The following is an 18,094-nucleotide window of genomic DNA, read 5'->3' as shown; positions in this document are numbered from 1 at the left end:
AATAAATAGAATGATAAAGAACATGTCTGGAACAGTTTGGTTCCAGACATGTTCTTTTTTTATGTATATAGAAGTTTTATTAAGACCCTTTCAGTTGTTTCATATCTAGCTGGAAAGCTTGCTTCCCATTATCTGATGGCGCTCTATGTGTTGCTCTTGCCCTTGACTTCCTGTTTACTTTTTAGAGATGTTACACTGGGATTTTTTCAATAGTTTATTTTGGGTGATTTTTTAATTAGTACTATGGAATTATTCAAGGGTATAGATGGGCTTAAAGTCAGAAGGGTGAAGAAGTAACGGGCAGCTCCTACCATGAAACATTTAAGAGTACGGGGTCATTCAGGATTTAAACGTTCAGGAAAAACTACCTATTAAAATGGGTGATGTTTTCCATATCTCAACATTTCATAATGTTAGGTAATCTAACAAGTATATTGTGTAATTGAAAAACAAATGATACAATTTAGAAAATTCCGAAATGTGAAACTGACATTCCGAATTTCGGAATTGTATTAATTGGCTTACAAACTATCAATCTATGAGAAGCGTAATGGAATTATCGTTGAAATGGAGGAAATAATCATGCATACAGTTGATTTGAATTGTGATTTAGGAGAAAGCTTTGGGGCCTATCGAATGGGAAATGATGAAGAAATTTTAAATTACGTTACTTCAGTGAATGTTGCGTGCGGCTTTCACGCTGGTGACCCATCAGTTATGAGAAAAACAGTTCAGCTAGCTTTAGAAAAAGATGTGAAAATTGGTGCCCATCCTGGTTTACAAGATTTAATGGGATTTGGGCGACGGAATATTAATATTTCCCCCCAAGAAGCTTATGATATTGTGGTGTATCAAATAGGTGCATTGAATGGTTTCTTACAATCCGAAGGAGGCCGGATGCAACATGTCAAACCACACGGGGCACTCTATAATATGGCGGCTCAAAACAAAAATCTGTCACTTGCCATTGCAGAAGCCGTATATAAAATTAATCCCGAACTTATATTATTCGGTTTGTCGGGAAGTGAATTGATTCGCGCTGGTCAATCTATTGGTTTACAGACTGCTAGTGAAGTGTTTGCCGATCGTACGTATCAAGATGATGGCTCATTGACATCTCGAAGGGAAAAGAATGCATTAATTGAAAGCGACGATGAAGCTGTAGCTCAAGTGATTAAAATGGTTAAGGAAGGAAAGGTCTTGTCCCAGCAAGGAACGGAAGTAGCAATAAAGGCAGATACGATTTGTATACATGGAGATGGAACTCACGCCTTAAGTTTTGCGAGTCATGTTAAAAAATCGTTGAAGTTGTCTGAAATTACTGTTAGTTCGTTCGCTTAATAACAAACATCTAGGAGGTAGATTCTATTGGAGCCAATCAAAAATACATCGGTACATAAAATTCCAAATAAGCCAAAGACCAATAAGACTTTATTGTTGGGTGCAGCATTTCTTATGGCAACTTCAGCTATTGGACCAGGATTTTTAATGCAAACAACGGTTTATACTCAAAGTCTGGCAGCAAGTTTTGGATTCGTGATTCTTATTTCTGTTATTCTCGATATTTTTGCTCAAACTAATGTATGGCGAATTATTGCTGTATCTGAAAAAAGAGGACAAGAGATTGCTAACATGGTTCTACCTGGGCTAGGTTACGTTTTAGCGGCTCTCATCGTTCTGGGAGGTCTTGCATTTAATATAGGGAATATCGCTGGAGCTGGACTTGGTTTAAACGCGATGACAGGGATGTCTCCAACAACTGGAGCAGCCATTAGCGCAGTCATTGCTGTTTTAATTTTTGTGGTGAAAGAAGCAGGAAAAGCCATGGACCGATTTACACAGATTGCTGGCTTTGTAATGATCTGTTTGATGGTTTACGTAGCATGGACAACCTCTCCTCCAGTAGGGGAAGCGGTAGTGAAGACATTTGCTCCCGATAAGATAGATATTATTGCAATCGTTACGTTAGTTGGGGGATCTGTGGGTGGTTATATTACATTTGCAGGTGGACATCGTCTATTAGATGCGGGAGTCAAAGGTGTCGGTGCCCTTCCAGAAGTTACGAAAAGTTCCGTAGTAGGCATTTTAATTACCACCGTTATGAGAATTGCTTTATTTCTAGCTGTCTTGGGTGTTGTTTCAAAAGGTTTACAAATTGATTCTGAAAACCCCGCAGCATCCGTATTTCAACTTGCCGCTGGAAATGCTGGCTATAAAATTTTTGGTGTTGTTATGTGGGGAGCTGCCATAACATCAGTAGTAGGTGCTGCTTATACCTCTGTTTCATTTATCAGAACATTCAGCCAAAGGATAGAGAAAAAAGCGAATTGGATTATTATTGGCTTTATCCTTCTTTCCACCATTTGCTTTTTATTAATAGGTAAACCGGTTAAAGTACTCCTTGTGGTAGGGGCAATTAACGGCCTCATTTTACCGATAGCTCTTGGAACACTATTAATCGCCGCTTATAGGAAGAATATTGTAGGTGACTATAAACATCCATTGTGGCTAACGATTTCCGGTGTGTTCGTTGTAGTTGTTATGGCATTAATGGGTGGGTATACATTAATTACCCAACTACCATCACTATTTTAATAGCATTCAATAAAAGAGAAAATCCAATTAAATAGGAGATGTCTAATATGATTGATTTTTCCAAAGCGAGCCCTGCTGAGTTACGCTCCATGATCCGTAATAATGAATGGACCAAACCGACTGCTGGGATGGCAAATGGTTATGCCCAAGCAAACCTAGCTATCTTAAAAAAGGAGCATGCATTCGATTTTTTGTTATTTTGTCAACGTAACCCTAAGTCTTGTCCATTACTGGATGTAACTGAAATAGGTTCTCCTGTTCCTAAGTTCGCTGCTCAAGCAGGAGATATCCGGACAGATATCTCTAAATATCGCATTTATAAATACGGTGAATGGGTAGAAGAAGTGACGGATATTTCGGATTATTGGGAAGATGATATGGTGGGATTCCTAATCGGTTGCAGCTTCACTTTCGAACATGCTTTGTTGAACAATGATATTTCGATTCGTCATATTGAGGAAGACTGCAATGTTCCTATGTATAAAACGAACATTCCTTGTATAGAAGCAGGGATTTTCCATGGGGAAATGGTAGTAAGTATGCGTCCGATTCCTCAAAAGGATGTAGTTCGAGCTGCTCAGGTTACCTCACGTTTTCCTGCCGTACATGGTGGACCAATCCATATTGGAAACCCAGGGGCGATTGGCATCGCCTCTATTGATCAACCGGATTTTGGCGATGTGGTAACCATTCATGAAGGGGAAGTTCCGGTTTTCTGGGCATGTGGCGTGACGCCTCAATCCATCGCGATGGAAACAAAACCAGCCATTATGATTACGCATGCACCAGGACATATGTTCATAACAGATATCCGGGATGAAAAGTTGGGTGTTTTATAATAAAAGGAAAGAGATGAGTTCTATGCCGGAAAAGCTTTCAAGTAATACAAATGTTGTACTATCTCCATTAGGCGATTCCGCAATCGTGATTACATTTGGAAATGAAATGAAGGGTAACGTTCATAAAAAAATAAAAATATTCAAGGACATGCTTGAAGAAGAACCATTTATAGGTTTCATAGAATGTGTACCGGCTTTTACAAACTTGACGGTCTATTATGATGCGTTGATGATTTATAACGAACAAAAGCAAAAAAGTAAAGAGGCAAGCATTTCCCCATATGCAGTCGTTCAAACATTCATCGAAGCAAAATTAAAGCGGGTGAAGAAGGATAAAGCCCTGGACCAACGAACGATTAGTCTGCCTGTTTGTTATGGGGGGGAATTCGGACCGGATCTGGAGCATGTTGCTCGCTTCAATCATTTAACCACAGATGAAGTCATTCATATCCATTCCAGTGGAGAATACTTAGCCTATATGATTGGTTTTGCACCTGGTTTTCCATTTTTGGGTGGGCTTTCTGAAAAAATCGCAACGCCTAGAAGGCGGTCACCTAGGATGAACATACCAAAAGGTGCAGTTGGAATTGCAGGAATGCAAACGGGTGTATATCCCATCTCAACACCTGGAGGATGGCAATTAATTGGCCAATCACCATCTACATTATTTCTACCTAATGAATCACCGCCGAGCTTAATACAAGCAGGAGATAAGGTGAAATTCATTCCCATTTCTTCTGTGGAGTATAAAGAAATTGCTCGTAAGGAGGAGTTGAAATGAGTATGCGTGTCATGAAACCAGGATTGTTAACAAGCATCCAGGACCTTGGAAGAAAAGGGTTTCAGCAGCACGGAGTGATCGTAAGCGGAGCTATGGATCCTTACTCTCTTCGCATTGCCAATATGTTGGTTGGCAATGAAGAAGGAGAGGCCGCCCTGGAAATCACCTTATTGGGACCGACTCTTATAATAGAAAAAGATTGTTTAATTGCAATAACGGGTGGCAATTTATCACCGACCATTAATGGAGAAGCCGTGCCGATGTGGAGACCTATTTTTGTGAAAAAAGGAGCGGTTCTTGCATTCTCGGGATGTCGATCAGGCTGTCGCGCATATTTGTCTGTTGCGGGTGGATACTCCATTCCCTCCATCATGAATAGTAAAAGTACATATTTAAGGGCAGGAATGGGCGGATATAAGGGAAGGGCCTTACAAGTGGATGATGTGCTAGATTTTAATGAAGCTTCTCCTCATCATGCGAAGTACGGGGTAAACGTATTCTCAACAGTCAAATGGTTTGTTAACGCAAAGGATTTTATGCCCGAAAATAAGCCGGTTATCCGAGTTACAAATGGAAGCCAATACGGATTTTTTACGGAGTCCAGTAAAGTTCAATTCGAACAAGAGTCATTTAAAGTATCCAACCAGTCTGACAGGATGGGGTATCGAATTTCAGGGCCTTCGCTTGAATTAAAAGAAAAGCGGGAGCTGTTGTCAGAGGCGGTAACAAATGGTTCGATTCAAGTTCCACCGGATGGCAATCCTATCATCTTATTAGCGGATAGCCAAACAACCGGGGGATACCCTAAAATTGCTCAAGTCATTACGGCTGATATCCCATTTATCGGACAAGTCAAACCAGGGGATTCCATCCAATTTGCTAAGGTTACTTTAAGAGATGCGGAACAGTCATATCTTAAAAAGGAACAACTTCTAAAAGAATTGAAGACTTCGATTGCATTAGCCCTGAAGGGGTTTAAATGAAGCATTAAAATAGGTAGGGTTCAATTTCCATAAACGCCTTACTTAAGACATTCTTTCGGGAATGGGGCTCTACTTATTTTTTTCCATAACTTATAATGAAATATAGGAGAGGTGAACAAAGCTCTTCCAATAAATAATGGATACTTAAAATAAGAATGGGGACATTGTATGCAAGCTCATAATAAAACGGTAGTCAAATCCATGCAAATTCTTACCCTTTTCCTGAATCATCCCAAACTGTCATTTAATGAAATGATGGAGTATTCCAACCTACCGAAAACTTCATTGCATCGTATGGTTGTGTCATTAGAAGAAATGGCATTTTTAACAAAAGATGATGATGGCTATTATTCATTAGGCCTTATTTTCTTACAGCTTGGTCAACTAGTAAGTGAACGTTTAGATATTAGGAAAATCGCCTACCCCATTATGAAAGAACTTCGGGATGACGTTGAAGAGGCTGTGAATCTCATTATCAGGGATGCAGACGAAGCGATGTATATAGAAAAAGTTGATACGAAGCAGCCTGTACGCCTTTATACCTCCATTGGTAGGCGCTCACCACTTTATGCAGGGGATTCTAGAATCATCCTTGCCTATTTACCTGAAGAAGAGCGGGAAGCGTATATAGAAAAGGTAGAATTAAAGTCAATGGCGATAGGAACGATCAATGATAAAACAATCCTTCGTCAGGCTTTGGATGAAGCGAAGAAAAACGGGTATACGATCACTTCTTCTGAACTTGAAAATTATACAAAATCCGTTAGTGCACCCATACTTAATGGGGATAATCAAATTGTCGCCGGTATTAGTGTAGCGGGTATCGAAGCACGATTTAAAGAAGATCGTTTACCAGAATTAATTGAAAAAGTAACGAATGTAGCTAAACATATTTCTTGGAAATTGGGATTTAAAACTTCATAGTTTCATGTAGCCAAGACCTTCAGTAGGGGGAATAGAGAATGAAATCACTCTCTCGACCAGTAACAGCGATAAGCATCGCTTTCGTTGTAATCATATGGGGACTATGTTGGCCGGTCTATAAAGTGGCACTCGATTATTCACCACCACTGCTTTATGCAGGAATGCGTACATTATTAGGCGGACTGTTATTAGCCTTAACTCTTCTTCCCCAATGGAAGAAGATTCAGTGGAAGAAAAATTGGTACATCTATGTAATCGTTGCATTTTTCAATACAATCATATTCAATGGTGTCCAAACGATTGGCCTTCAATATTTACCTTCGGGGTTGTTTTCGGTCATCGTTTATCTTCAGCCCGTTTTAGTCGTGTTAATAGCTTGGAAATGGTTGAAAGAATCATTATCCGCTATTAAAATCATGGGGTTAATGATTGGTTTTACTGGGGTGGTGCTTGTATGTCTGGATGGAATTTCCGGTAAAATCTCTTATGTTGGTATTATACTAGCACTTATTACTGCAACTGGATGGGCATTCGGTGTGGTCTATGTAAAGAAGACCAGTACACAAGTGCATGGACTTTGGCTGGTGGCGATGCAAAGCATCATTGGTGGTTTGTTTCTGACAGGAAGTGGTTTGGCAGTAGAAAATGTATCCAATATTGAGTGGAATGTAACGTACATATCCTGTTTGATTTTCGGATCAATCTTTAGTATGGCATTAGCTACCGCAGTGTATTTCAAGTTAATGAGTTCTGGCGAAGCAAGCAAAGTCGGATCTTTTACATTTCTTGTTCCTTTAATCGCTGTAGGGATAGGAACCATATTCTTAGGTGAACCATTTACTATATCCCTCCTTGAAGGCATGGTCCTCATCCTACTTAGCATCTATTTAATTAATCGAAAAGGTGCATCGAAAGTTGCAAAAGTGAAAGGCAAAAATGTGGTTTAACAACATTTCTGCCTTTTACTTTTGCGTTAGGGGACTAGTTAATGTAGGTATAAAGGCGTTATGGTCAAACCTGCTTTATCCACCTCGTTTACCCTATTTCATCTAAAAACCAAATTATAAATGATTTTACCTATTGTAAAAATATACCTTTTATTTTATGGTTAGTTTAGATAAAAGAAAAAGATTCATAGGGAAAAATCATGAATGTTCAAATGTGGGCATGATTCGGAAACGTGCTATTCTAGTCGCAACATAATGTAAACGCTTCCTTTTTTGAAAATTTTAAGTGTGAGAAATTATGAGCGTTATCCCAACCAATTAAAGACTATGGATGATTTCTATAGTAAAAGAGATTTTACCGAATAAAGTGATATCGAGGGCATTTGTCACAAATTGCTGCCATAGCATAGGGAGAAGGTTAAATTCTTTTTTTCTGACTTCATGGTTATCTTGACTGACTGGGCTATACAGTACATCTAGAATGAAAAAGCACCGAGAATCGCTTGGTCTCAATATCATTGCAGGGGGTGCAGGTATGAAGCTTTCAGAATTACTTGATAAGAACGTTCGAGAGTTCGGTGAGTATCCTTTTATATTCTCCGGAGGCAAACAGTATACAAATGTAGAAACCATGAACTATGCTAATCAACTCGCCAATGGATTGCGAAATCATGGAGTTGATAACGGAGAACGGGTAATCGTCATTATGCCGAATTCCCCGGAAGTGTTATTTGCCTATCAGGGAATCACAAGGGCGGGAGCGGTGATTGTACCTGTCATGTATACTTTACATCCAAAGGAAATCGCCTTTATTGCCGATAATTGCGGAGCCAAGTTGATTATTACCTCTTCTTTACTTCTTGATAATATTGGACAGGCGATTGAGTTAATGGATAAGCGGCCATCGATACTTGTAGTTGATGCACCTACTACCGAACAAGCCCAGAATTTCTATGATTATCTGTCCCCATCACCTGATTATGATGCGAAGTTGATTGAAGTGATGCCTGAGGATACGGCTGTCATCCTTTACACGTCAGGGACAACCGGGAATCCAAAAGGAGTCAAGTTAACTCATAGAAATCTATGTTCCAATGCAGAAAACTCAGTAAAACACTCTAATGTAGAACGTGGAACGACACTTGGAATTCTTCCGCTTGCACATGTGTTTGGGCTTACCATTTCTCATACATGCTACATAGTGGGAAGCTCCATTGTAGTATTCCCGCGCTTCGAACCGAAAGAAGTATTGGCAGCGATTGAAGCCCATAAAGTAAGAGCGTTTTCTGTAGTCCCTGCAATGATTCATGCTTTGGTAGCTTTCCCCACAGCCGGTAACTATGACACAAGCAGTTTGGAATCAGTAAGTTCTGGATCTGCACCATTACCTATAGCATTACTGAATACATTTGAACAAAAATTTGGCGCTAAGGTATATGAAGGATACGGATTATCAGAAGCGGCTCCCATCGTAACGGCACATACTAAAGATCGCCCGATTAAACCAGGATCCGTGGGGATTCCGATACCAGGGGTAACAATAAAGATTGTGAATGAAAAGAACGAAGATGTTCCAAGAGGAGAAATCGGTGAATTACTTGTCCGTGGAGATAATGTGACACCTGGCTATTTCCGGAATGATGAAGAAACCGATCGTACTGTAAAGGAAGGCTGGTTATATACCGGAGATCTAGGACGCTTGGATGATGAAGGATATCTATACATTGTCGATAGAAAAAAAGATCTTATCATTCGGGGAGGATTTAATATTTATTCTAGAGATTTGGAAGAAATCCTTAGTAAGCATTCAGGCATTTCAGAAGTTGCGGTTGTTGGTGTACCAGACGAGAGAATGGGTGAGGAATTAGTTGCCTGTGTTGTGAAAGACCCGTCCTCGTGCGTATTGGAAGAAGAATTGATTCTTTATTGTCAGGACAACCTTGCCAAACATAAAACGCCAAAGAGAATCATATTTTTAGATAGTTTGCCACGAAATGGAGTAGGAAAGATTTTAAAGACCCATTTAAGAAAAATGGTAAATGTGACGGATTTAACAGATTCTAAAAAAGGATGATTTCCAATCTTGAGAGGGGTTTTCAATGATGAGAAAAACCATTACCGCAACTTCAAGAGGCTTAATGATAGATTCATTTCCATATCGCTTATATCAAAAAGCAAAAAAGGTGGGAACATGGAATCCCGCTACCATTGATTATACAAAGGATGCTGAGGACTGGGGGATTTTATCGATAGGACAAAAAAATAGCATCCTTCGACTACTTTCGCAATTTCAGGCCGGAGAAGAAGCCGTTACCCTCGATTTATTACCGCTCATCATGGCAATAGCAAAAGATGGACGGATTGAAGAGGAGATGTATCTGACCACTTTCCTATTTGAAGAAGCGAAGCATACAGAATTCTTCAGGACGGTTTTGGATGCTATAGGTGAAAAAGGTGAACTGAACCCTTTGTTAACTGACACGTACAAGCAAGTTTTCCATGTTATATTACCTACTGCCATGGAGCGTCTGATTACAGATCAGTCACCAGAGGCCATTGCCGATGCAGCCACTGTATATAACATGTTTGTCGAAGGGGTTCTTGCTGAAACTGGTTATTTTTCATTCTATAAGTCTTTGGAAACATCGAAATTAATGCCTGGTTTACTTGAGGGAGTCGGTAACTTGAAAAGAGACGAATCTCGCCATATAGGGTATGGAACATTTCTGTTGCAACGATTGATTTGCGAACATCCACATATATATGATGATGTCGTCATGAAACGAATGGAGGAGCTTACTCCTTTGGCATTCAAGATTATAGATGAAGGCTTTCAAGAACCTGACCTGGAAGCGTTCAATAATGAGCCCGACGAATTCGTGAATTTTGCTATGAAACAGCTAAAAGTCAGAATGGAAATTTTGTCACGAGCTAGAGGGAAGAAAATCGAAGACATTTACAAAACGACCGAAAGTGATGTTGGTGTTTATTGATAAGTAAAACAAATATTAGGGTCGATATGGATTCATAAGAAAAGCTCAACCATTTCAAGGAATGGCTGGGCTTTTTTGTGCGGCTTGGCTTGGGTGCAATCTAAATATAGGTAAGTCCCAATCTATGGTGGCAGTAGTAATAGTTAGCCTAATGTAAGTGTTTCTAAGATAGGATAGAGAAATGAAGCAGATATGAAAAAGAAGGAACAAACGGACTAAGGAGGATGAATGACTTAAACGTCTTATTGTTCCATACATCTCGGTAGAATATCATTAAAAAAAGCCCTGTAAAATAAGAGTGTCTTATTTTACAGGGCTTTTCCTATGGTTAAGTTATAATAGTTTATTCAATCAACGAATACATTTTTCTTATGCCATTTAAAGTATGGTTTATTATCAGGATGAAGGGGGATTTTTATGCCCTTTCTTAGCTGGTACGTATCATATTTTTCTTCGGGAATCTGATTAGAAATATGTAGTCTGCCTTGACCGTCAAAGGAGATAAGGCCTTTTTCATACAAGGCATCATGATTGAAGCATAATAATAATCCATTATACGGGTTAAGGCGCTCATCATCGGTACTGTCCTTCCATGGTTTAGAGTGACTACTCTTTAGTAGGGCATCCATTTCTATTCCGCATAGCGGGCATTTATGATTCCAAAGAGGCATAACCGATTTTCTGAATTTTTTTTGGCCACAGCGAATGTTCATTTTGGCTTCCGATTCTGTTTCAGCAAGAAGTGCTTGTAGCGGATTCCGCTCTTTAGCAATGACTTCATCGACAGAGAGTTCTAATTGATCTTCGTCCGAATTGAAGATGTTAAGCATACTCATATATTCTAAAAGTTTTAGTGTAAGTTCTTCATTACAAGGATATAGGTATCCTGAATTGCCGGTTGCATCCTCCTGGAATGCTGAATATTTAATAGGAAGATATGGAGCAATACCGTCAAAGTATTCACGTATATTCAGGGGGACCTCCAATTCACGATACTCGGTTTCAACTAGATAACCATTATCTGTCCATCTAGTATGATTTCGAATTTTTTGAGGTTTATTATCTTCTTGACATCCCTTCTTTACAATACTTATCGCGACAATCGATCCCTTTACGTAATGGAAAATCCGATCGCCACTTTTAACTTCTTGCATCAGTTTAGATGAGTGAGGTACTAAACCGGATTTATCGATTTGAGGGGACCAGATGATCCCTAAATGTTTTTCTTCTTGATAAGTAGTACCTTGCATGACAATAAAACTATTCAACGTCTTTCCTCCTACTTGCTACGATATGCGATTTAAATGAAAGAGCTGGTTTGCTTACTCTTTGGACATATTCTATGTAACTTATCATACCTTAATTATTTTAGAAATGTAACGATAACGTGTCAAATGACGAAGTATGTATGCGGGGTGAAAGAACTCATCCTGGGAAACCCATTCTAATGTAATGTATAGAGCGGGGATATACTAATCTGAAGTAAAAAAAGAGTAAACATCAAACAGTTACAGTGTTTGATGCTTACTCTAGTTGGTTTTCTGTAATGCGCTTAATGGCATTCAAATCATTAGTTAAGAATTCGAACGGCTTTTACGAAAAGAGGTTTCCAGTATGAACCGTTGATGTTTGCATACGATACACCTTTGGAAGTTGAAGCATTAATCATTTGATTATTCCCCGCATAAATTCCTACGTGATTAATCACTCCATCATGATTAGTATCATAAAACACCAAATCACCCTTTTTCAATGAATATGAAGAAACAGGTACTCCCATTTGAGCTTGGCCAGTTGATGTGCGAGGCAAGGAGATCCCTGCTGCTTGGAATGCTTTCATGGTAAATGATGAGCAATCAAAGGCATCAGTGCGCGATGTGCTTGCAGCATATTGATACTTGGCCCCTAAGTATTTTTTAGCGGCGTTTAAAACGCGGTCCACTTCAGAAGAGGCAGAAGACACAGTCTTTGTAGCAGCTGTAGTTGCCTTTCCAGAAAGTTTAATAGTCTGTCCAATACGTAAAGTATTAGCATTTTTGATGCTAGGATTTAATGAAAGTATAGCTTTGACGGTCGTTTTATTTTTACTTGCAATTTTGGAGAGACTGTCCCCAGACTTAACTTTATATGTACTGCCCGATTTGTTTGCTGTACTGGTTGCACTAGATGTAGTGGCTTTTCCAGAAAGTTTTATGGACTGTCCAATACGTAAAGTATTAGCATTTTTGATGCTAGGATTTAATGAAAGTATAGCTTTGACGGTCGTTTTATTTTTGCTTGCAATTTTGGAGAGACTGTCTCCTGACTTAACCTTATATGTACTGGTTGAACTGCTTTTTGCAGCAGTAGCACTAGTTGAAGTAGCTTTTCCAGAAACAATGATGGATTGTCCAATACGAATTCGGTCCGAATTGGAAATGGTAGGGTTCAACTTCAATAATGCATTTAGCGAAAGATTATATTTTTTAGCAATTCCACTTAACGTATCCCCAAGTTTAACCACATGTTTCTTTGTTGAAGTTGTACTTTTCACCGTGGATTCATTTATCTTTAACACTTGTCCAGGGAAGATAAGGTTATTAGAAAGTTTATTTTGCGATTTTAATTTTTGAACGGTTGTATGATTTGCTTTAGCAATTTTATATAGACTATCACCTGATTTTACATGGTATGTACTAGCATAAGCTGAATTGCTGGCAAATAGGGTACCTATGATAGAACCCGCGATAATGAAAGATTTTTTTGAACTATTCATAAAAAGGAAGATTCCTCCTGATATTCTATAATATTATTGCACTATTTTTATAGCGCAATAATATTATAAGGCAATTAACCCAATAAAATATTAAAAATAGAAAAAAATTCTGATTTAAACATTAAATTATCATTGCTTATATTACAGGGATGTTACGAAGTGTCGGAATGTTGATGTGAGCAAGTGAAGGGTGAACCCTATTACCTATAAGGTTTCAATAATTTAGAAAATATATATATTGCAAGTCAATGATTTATTTTTGTTAAAGGTACCCTTAAATGGATTGATTGCTACATTGCAATTTTGAAAAGGTAAAATGTAACACAATATACAAGATGGCCTTATATATTTTAAACGATATACTTCGCCATAAATTGTCTGAAAAGAGTATAGTAGTAGAATGATTCCGACTATTTTAAAGCATATTGTAATAGTTAATACTTTCATTTAGAATAATACCCATTACTACGAATCATCATCATATAAATATCCTTGTATAATATCAGTGATAAGGTCTGATAGTTTCTACCTGGCTGCCATAAAAAGCCGGACTACAGGGAAGCATGAATAAAAGAGATGAAACAGTTATAGGTAGCATTTTGTAAGTCACTTTGTGATTCTTGCAGAAGGTCCCACTATTACTTTGTTTTTTTGAAGAGGCTCTTATTTTTCATGCTTTCTGTCCAGTGGCCGAAAGCATGAAAAATAAGGGCTTTTTTATGTATGCATTCAACAGTAAAAGATAAAGGAAGAGGGTGCCGTATGTATTTCTTATTGAATATTCTAGGGGTATTGGTTGTCATGGGTATCGTATACTTGTGCTCACCTAATAGAAAAAACGTGAAGTGGAAAATCATTCTTACGTTGCTTGGCATTGAATTGATTATTACATGGTTCATGTTGTCGACCACCATCGGAACATGGGTCATTAAACAGATTGCTACTTTCTTCACCTGGTTGATTGCATGTGCTAATGAAGGAATCTCTTTCGTTTTTCCTTCTGTTATGGCAAACGAACAAGTGGATTTCTTTTTCAGTGCGTTGATGCCGATCATTTTCATTATTACGTTTTTTGATATTCTATCGTATTTCGGCATACTGACCTGGATAATAGATAAAGTCGGTTGGCTCATTTCGAAAGTGTCCGGTTTACCGAAACTGGAGAGCTTCTTTTCTATTCAGATGATGTTTCTTGGAAATACGGAGGCTCTCGCTGTTATCAGGATGCAATTAAGTTCTTTAAAGGATCAGCGTTTGCTGACCTTTGGAATTATGAGTATGAGCAGTATAAGCGGTTCGATTATAGGTGCGTATTTATCCATGGTTCCGGCTGAATTTGTATTCGTCGCTATTCCATTGAATTGTTTAAATGCCTTGCTTATAGCCAATATGTTAAATCCTGTTACTGTCAGTAAAGAGGAAGATGTCGTATATATTCCTACAAAAGAGGAACGTAAAGACTTCTTTTCAACCATTTCAAACAGTATGCTAGTTGGAGTCAAGATGGTGATCGTCATTATGGCCATGGTAATCGGCTATGTCGCATTAACGGCTAGTCTTAACGGTATTTTAGGGCTTGCGGTAGATGGATTAACAATCCAAAAAATCTTCTCTGTCATCTTTAGTCCATTCGCTTTCTTGTTTGGATTAAATTGGGAAGATACGATGTATGTTGCTCAATTAATGGGAATCAAACTGGCAACGAATGAATTTGTAGCCTTGCTCGATTTGAAAACACAGATTAGCGGTTTGGCCCCGCATACAGTAGCTGTGGCCGTTACGTACCTGACCTCATTTGCAAACTTTAGTACAGTCGGCATGATTTACGGAACGTTCAATTCGATTCTAGACGAGGAGAAATCGAATATCATTGGAAGAAATGTTTGGAAGCTATTGCTTAGTGGAATGGCAGTCTCCATGCTTAGTGCCATGATTGTTGGATTGTTTGTTTGGTAACGCTGTGTATTATAGTTTTACTAGAAAACCTTAAATATTGTGGCTTTAATACGTGAATGAAAAACAAATTAGCCAAGTGATTTTTAGGTATAAATGATGTTAATCCCTTAATCGGTAAGATTAAGGGATTGCTTTTTTTACATGAGTATAAAAAGAAACCAATAGTCACGTTTCCGATAAGGTGAAGGCGTGAAATACATTAGAGATGTCATAATAAAAGCATGAAGAGCAGAAATTTTGTCCATGTTTCTGCTCTTCCAATTGAGTCAATGTCAACTAAATCACCCCACTCATTTTAGATTTTCTAGGTATTTCTCCAAATCCTTATCAACTATGAAAACTTCGATTCGTTCACCCGTTTTGGTACTAATGTCACTGTGTGAAGAAAGGACTTTACAACCTGTTAGATCCTCGACAATTTTTTCATAATCCTGACTGTACATTTCACGTAGAAGAGAGCGCATTTTTTTTACAAGCTTCTTTCCAGAATCCTGACTGACGAGGTGTTTTTCTTCGACAGTCAAGACTCCTTTAAAACGAGTGATCAGCATGTCATTAATGATGTAGGTTTTAACTTCTTGTGGCCCTCTGCCAATTAAATCACGCTGGAATTTAATGAATGCTGCACTAATTTCGGCTTCAATTTTCTTTTTTTGGTTTAACATAATGCCTCCGATTTTTTTCATCGATCGTATATGGGATTCATCATAATGCCGGATTCAAGTTTTTGTCAATGCAAGTTTGTATATATATTAAAATATTAGAAATATATAGGATTAATGAGTAAATAATACTTTTATATAGAAAAACAGAAGTATATGGTCGAATATGAATCTATTTGCGAATATATGGAATTTTAATGGGGTTTACAAAGGTTTGCTGATGAGCGTAGAATATGCTCATCAATAACAATTTGATATCGGCCAAATCTCAAGTAATTGAGAACGGAGGACCCATTATTTATGGGGTTAATTCTGCTTTTGCAGAAGGGATGTGAACTCTTTCGCCATCCTACCCGTCAGCTAACTTCGTCGGCTAAAGCGAAGGAGGTCATAAGACCACCTTGATCCAGGAGGCTTTTTTGTTGTGTTTGTAGCAAAATAGCAACCTGTCATTTCAGTAGGTCTTTTTTATTATGCCTATAATTACATGAAAAGGTTTCTTGGAAGACAGATCGCAAAGAGCGCTGAAAAGCTTGCTGGGCGATAAGTAGACCAATGAGTACTTTTTCTCCACTAATACTGTTTGCTTTTGCAAATATTCTTGTTTGGATTGTGAATCATTTTTTTCACTATTGAAACTAGGATAGCCATGCAATGCGGACTATTGGAGAAGGAGTAAGCATTGGTCTATTTTTTGTGTTCTTTTGGCACCAATTTCTCCACTAATCGTGAAGGAGGTAAATTGTAAAGATTTTTAAAAAAGTGAAAGGAAGGTTCGGATGGATGCTATAACTATCTTTCTAATGGGTACACCCTTTTTACTTTTCTATGGATTCATTCATTTTGTAACAAAGTTATAACGAAAAAAGGAGAGGAGTAGAACATGTTATTCATTCTTATTGTCCCAGCGGTTACCGTGTATTTAATTCACGCTTTATTATACCCAGAGAAATATTAATAGAACGATAACGGAGGAAATGTAAATGGATTTTTTACAAATCATTGTGGTGTTGTTTTTGGTAGTGATCCTAGCCATACCATTGGCCCAATATTTAGCGGCAGTATATTCCTTTGAAACCACAAGGCAAGATCGTATGTTCGGGTGGTTAGAACGAGGCATTTTTAAAATATCTGGTATTAAGACATTTGATATGAATTGGAAGCAATATGCACAGGCATTACTCCTAAGTAACTTAGTCATGTTTGTCATCTCATACATGATTGTACGGCTTCAGGGAGTTTTACCGGGTAATCCAAGTGGGATAGCCAACATGGATCCGTCATTGGCATTCAATACGGCAGCAAGTTTTCTTACTAATACCAATTTACAGCACTATAGCGGAGAATCCGGACTTTCGTATTTATCACAAATGATTGTCATCATCTTCTTGATGTTCACGACACCAGCAACCGGTCTTTCCTTATGCATCGCTTTTTTCAGGGGTTTGACCGGTCAGAGGAGTTTAGGGAACTTTTATGTAGATTTAATTCGTTCGATCACTCGGGTGCTACTGCCTCTCTCCATTTTTGTCAGTTTGGTTCTGGTATCCCAGGGGGTACCACAGACCCTTGGTTCTACGGTAATGGCTACTACGTTAGAGGGAGCCACCCAACATATTGCAAGAGGACCTGTGGCTGCATTGGAGTCAATAAAGCACCTTGGCACAAACGGCGGTGGATTCTTCGGTGTCAACTCGGCGCATCCATTTGAGAACCCTAATGGATTTACGAATGTATTAGAGATTTTATCGATGTTTCTCATTCCTGCTGCCCTTCCATTAACATTCGGATATATGGCGAAAAATAACAAACAAGGATGGATCTTATTTTCAGCAATGGGACTCATGATGCTTGTTTTCCTAAGTGTGAATTACGCTAGTGAACAAAATGGCAATCCCCGATTGGAGGCAATAGGCCTTTCACAAGAGAGTGGAAACTTAGAGGGGAAAGAAGTCCGATTTGGGATGGCTCAGAGTGCCCTATTTACAACGGTGACTACAGCTGCCACTACAGGTTCAGTTAATAATATGCATGATACGCTGACACCGCTCGGTAGTATAGCGCCACTGGCCATGATGATGCTGAACTGTGTATTTGGCGGTGATGGGGTAGGCACGATGAACATTCTTATGTATTCCATATTGGCTGTATTCATTGCTGGACTGATGGTCGGGCGTACACCAGAGTTTTTAGGTAAGAAAATTGAAGGGCCGGAAATGAAATTAATAGCCATGACGATCCTTCTACATCCGTTAATCATTTTGGTACCATCTGCTATTGCACTAACGGCACAGATGGGGACATCGGCCATTTCAAATCCAGGTTTCCATGGGCTCTCTCAAATTGTATATGAGTTTACTTCAGCTGCAGCCAATAACGGTTCTGGTTTCGAGGGCTTAGGGGATAATACACCTTTTTGGAACATTTCCACAGGTTTGGTCATGTTGTTTGGCCGTTATTTTTCCATGATAGCCATGATTGCTGTTGCTGGATCATTACTTGCTAAAAAACGTGTCCCAGAGACGATGGGTACATTTAAAACAGATAATCCTACATTCCTTGTCATTCTTTTATGTACGGTTTTAATTATTGGAGCTTTGACTTTCTTCCCGGTGATCACCTTAGGTCCTGTCGCAGAATGGTTATCGATTAGATAAAC

Annotated in this window: 15 protein-coding genes and 2 riboswitches; of the genes, 12 read left to right on the top strand and 3 right to left on the bottom strand. The window is 38.7% G+C overall.

Annotation, left to right across the window (positions count from 1 at the left end; translation table 11 throughout):
* Positions 1 to 582 precede the first annotated feature (582 nt).
* The 9 genes from pxpA to ACIQXH_RS07815 all read left to right on the top strand — a co-directional run bounded on the left by pxpA (position 583) and on the right by ACIQXH_RS07815 (position 10,062).
* On the top strand, positions 583 to 1,341 hold the full coding sequence (gene pxpA, locus ACIQXH_RS07855) for a 5-oxoprolinase subunit PxpA (RefSeq protein WP_402873165.1): 759 nt from the start codon (positions 583 to 585) through the stop codon (positions 1,339 to 1,341).
* Positions 1,342 to 1,455: 114 nt separating this feature from the next.
* On the top strand, positions 1,456 to 2,595 hold the full coding sequence (locus ACIQXH_RS07850; protein WP_402873167.1) for an NRAMP family divalent metal transporter: 1,140 nt from the start codon (positions 1,456 to 1,458) through the stop codon (positions 2,593 to 2,595).
* 47 nt (positions 2,596 to 2,642) lie between these two features.
* Entirely contained in the window at positions 2,643 to 3,434 is a 792-nt protein-coding gene (locus ACIQXH_RS07845; RefSeq protein WP_402872459.1) for a putative hydro-lyase, read from the top strand.
* Between the two features lie 22 nt (positions 3,435 to 3,456).
* Complete coding sequence (pxpB, locus tag ACIQXH_RS07840; protein WP_402872462.1) at positions 3,457 to 4,215, top strand: 5-oxoprolinase subunit PxpB; 759 nt, start codon at positions 3,457 to 3,459, stop codon at positions 4,213 to 4,215.
* On the top strand, positions 4,212 to 5,198 hold the full coding sequence (locus ACIQXH_RS07835; RefSeq protein WP_402872465.1) for a 5-oxoprolinase subunit C family protein: 987 nt from the start codon (positions 4,212 to 4,214) through the stop codon (positions 5,196 to 5,198). The genes pxpB and ACIQXH_RS07835 overlap by 4 nt, the downstream gene beginning before the upstream one ends.
* Positions 5,199 to 5,366: 168 nt before the next feature.
* Positions 5,367 to 6,122 carry an IclR family transcriptional regulator gene (locus tag ACIQXH_RS07830; RefSeq protein ID WP_402872468.1) on the top strand — a complete coding sequence of 252 codons (756 nt, stop codon included), beginning with the start codon at positions 5,367 to 5,369 and terminating at the stop codon, positions 6,120 to 6,122.
* A gap of 38 nt (positions 6,123 to 6,160) precedes the next feature.
* Positions 6,161 to 7,069, top strand: a complete 909-nt coding sequence (locus ACIQXH_RS07825) for a DMT family transporter (RefSeq protein ID WP_402872471.1) — start codon at positions 6,161 to 6,163, stop codon at positions 7,067 to 7,069.
* A gap of 535 nt (positions 7,070 to 7,604) precedes the next feature.
* The gene (locus ACIQXH_RS07820) at positions 7,605 to 9,143 is read left to right on the top strand and encodes a class I adenylate-forming enzyme family protein (RefSeq protein ID WP_402872473.1); all 1,539 of its coding nucleotides are present in this window, start codon (positions 7,605 to 7,607) and stop codon (positions 9,141 to 9,143) included.
* A gap of 28 nt (positions 9,144 to 9,171) precedes the next feature.
* Positions 9,172 to 10,062, top strand: a complete 891-nt coding sequence (locus ACIQXH_RS07815) for a R2-like ligand-binding oxidase (RefSeq protein WP_402872476.1) — start codon at positions 9,172 to 9,174, stop codon at positions 10,060 to 10,062.
* Positions 10,063 to 10,409: 347 nt separating this feature from the next.
* On the opposite strand, the gene ACIQXH_RS07810 is transcribed toward ACIQXH_RS07815, so the two are convergent.
* Positions 10,410 to 11,330 carry an HNH endonuclease gene (locus ACIQXH_RS07810; RefSeq protein ID WP_402872479.1) on the bottom strand — a complete coding sequence of 307 codons (921 nt, stop codon included), beginning with the start codon at positions 11,328 to 11,330 and terminating at the stop codon, positions 10,410 to 10,412.
* Positions 11,331 to 11,632: 302 nt separating this feature from the next.
* A complete protein-coding gene (locus tag ACIQXH_RS07805) occupies positions 11,633 to 12,817 on the bottom strand; it encodes a C40 family peptidase (RefSeq protein ID WP_402872482.1) in 1,185 nt (394 codons plus the stop codon).
* Between the two features lie 472 nt (positions 12,818 to 13,289).
* A riboswitch (purine riboswitch) is annotated at positions 13,290 to 13,391 on the top strand.
* Positions 13,392 to 13,579: 188 nt separating this feature from the next.
* On the opposite strand from ACIQXH_RS07805, the gene ACIQXH_RS07800 reads away from it, so the two are divergent.
* Positions 13,580 to 14,773: a NupC/NupG family nucleoside CNT transporter gene (locus ACIQXH_RS07800; protein ID WP_402872485.1), complete on the top strand. Its 1,194-nt coding sequence runs from the start codon at positions 13,580 to 13,582 to the stop codon at positions 14,771 to 14,773.
* 290 nt (positions 14,774 to 15,063) lie between these two features.
* Here ACIQXH_RS07800 and ACIQXH_RS07795 read toward each other — a convergent pair whose 3' ends face one another.
* Positions 15,064 to 15,438 carry a Na-translocating system protein MpsC family protein gene (locus ACIQXH_RS07795; protein ID WP_402872487.1) on the bottom strand — a complete coding sequence of 125 codons (375 nt, stop codon included), beginning with the start codon at positions 15,436 to 15,438 and terminating at the stop codon, positions 15,064 to 15,066.
* A gap of 246 nt (positions 15,439 to 15,684) precedes the next feature.
* Positions 15,685 to 15,825: riboswitch (cyclic di-AMP (ydaO/yuaA leader) on the top strand.
* Positions 15,826 to 16,318: 493 nt separating this feature from the next.
* Here ACIQXH_RS07795 and ACIQXH_RS07790 point away from each other — a divergent pair.
* Together ACIQXH_RS07790 and kdpA are read left to right on the top strand one after the other, a co-directional pair.
* A complete protein-coding gene (locus ACIQXH_RS07790; protein WP_402873169.1) occupies positions 16,319 to 16,393 on the top strand; it encodes a potassium-transporting ATPase subunit F in 75 nt (24 codons plus the stop codon).
* 25 nt (positions 16,394 to 16,418) lie between these two features.
* On the top strand, positions 16,419 to 18,092 hold the full coding sequence (kdpA, locus tag ACIQXH_RS07785; RefSeq protein ID WP_403122915.1) for a potassium-transporting ATPase subunit KdpA: 1,674 nt from the start codon (positions 16,419 to 16,421) through the stop codon (positions 18,090 to 18,092).
* The last annotated feature ends 2 nt before the right edge of the window (positions 18,093 to 18,094 follow it).

The sequence above is a fragment of the Peribacillus sp. NPDC097225 genome, from assembly GCF_044761955.1.
In the GTDB taxonomy this organism is placed as follows: Bacteria; Bacillota; Bacilli; order Bacillales; family DSM-1321; genus Peribacillus.
The sequence above is the reverse complement of the archived record's forward strand: the minus strand, read 5'-3'. Positions and strand labels throughout refer to the sequence as shown.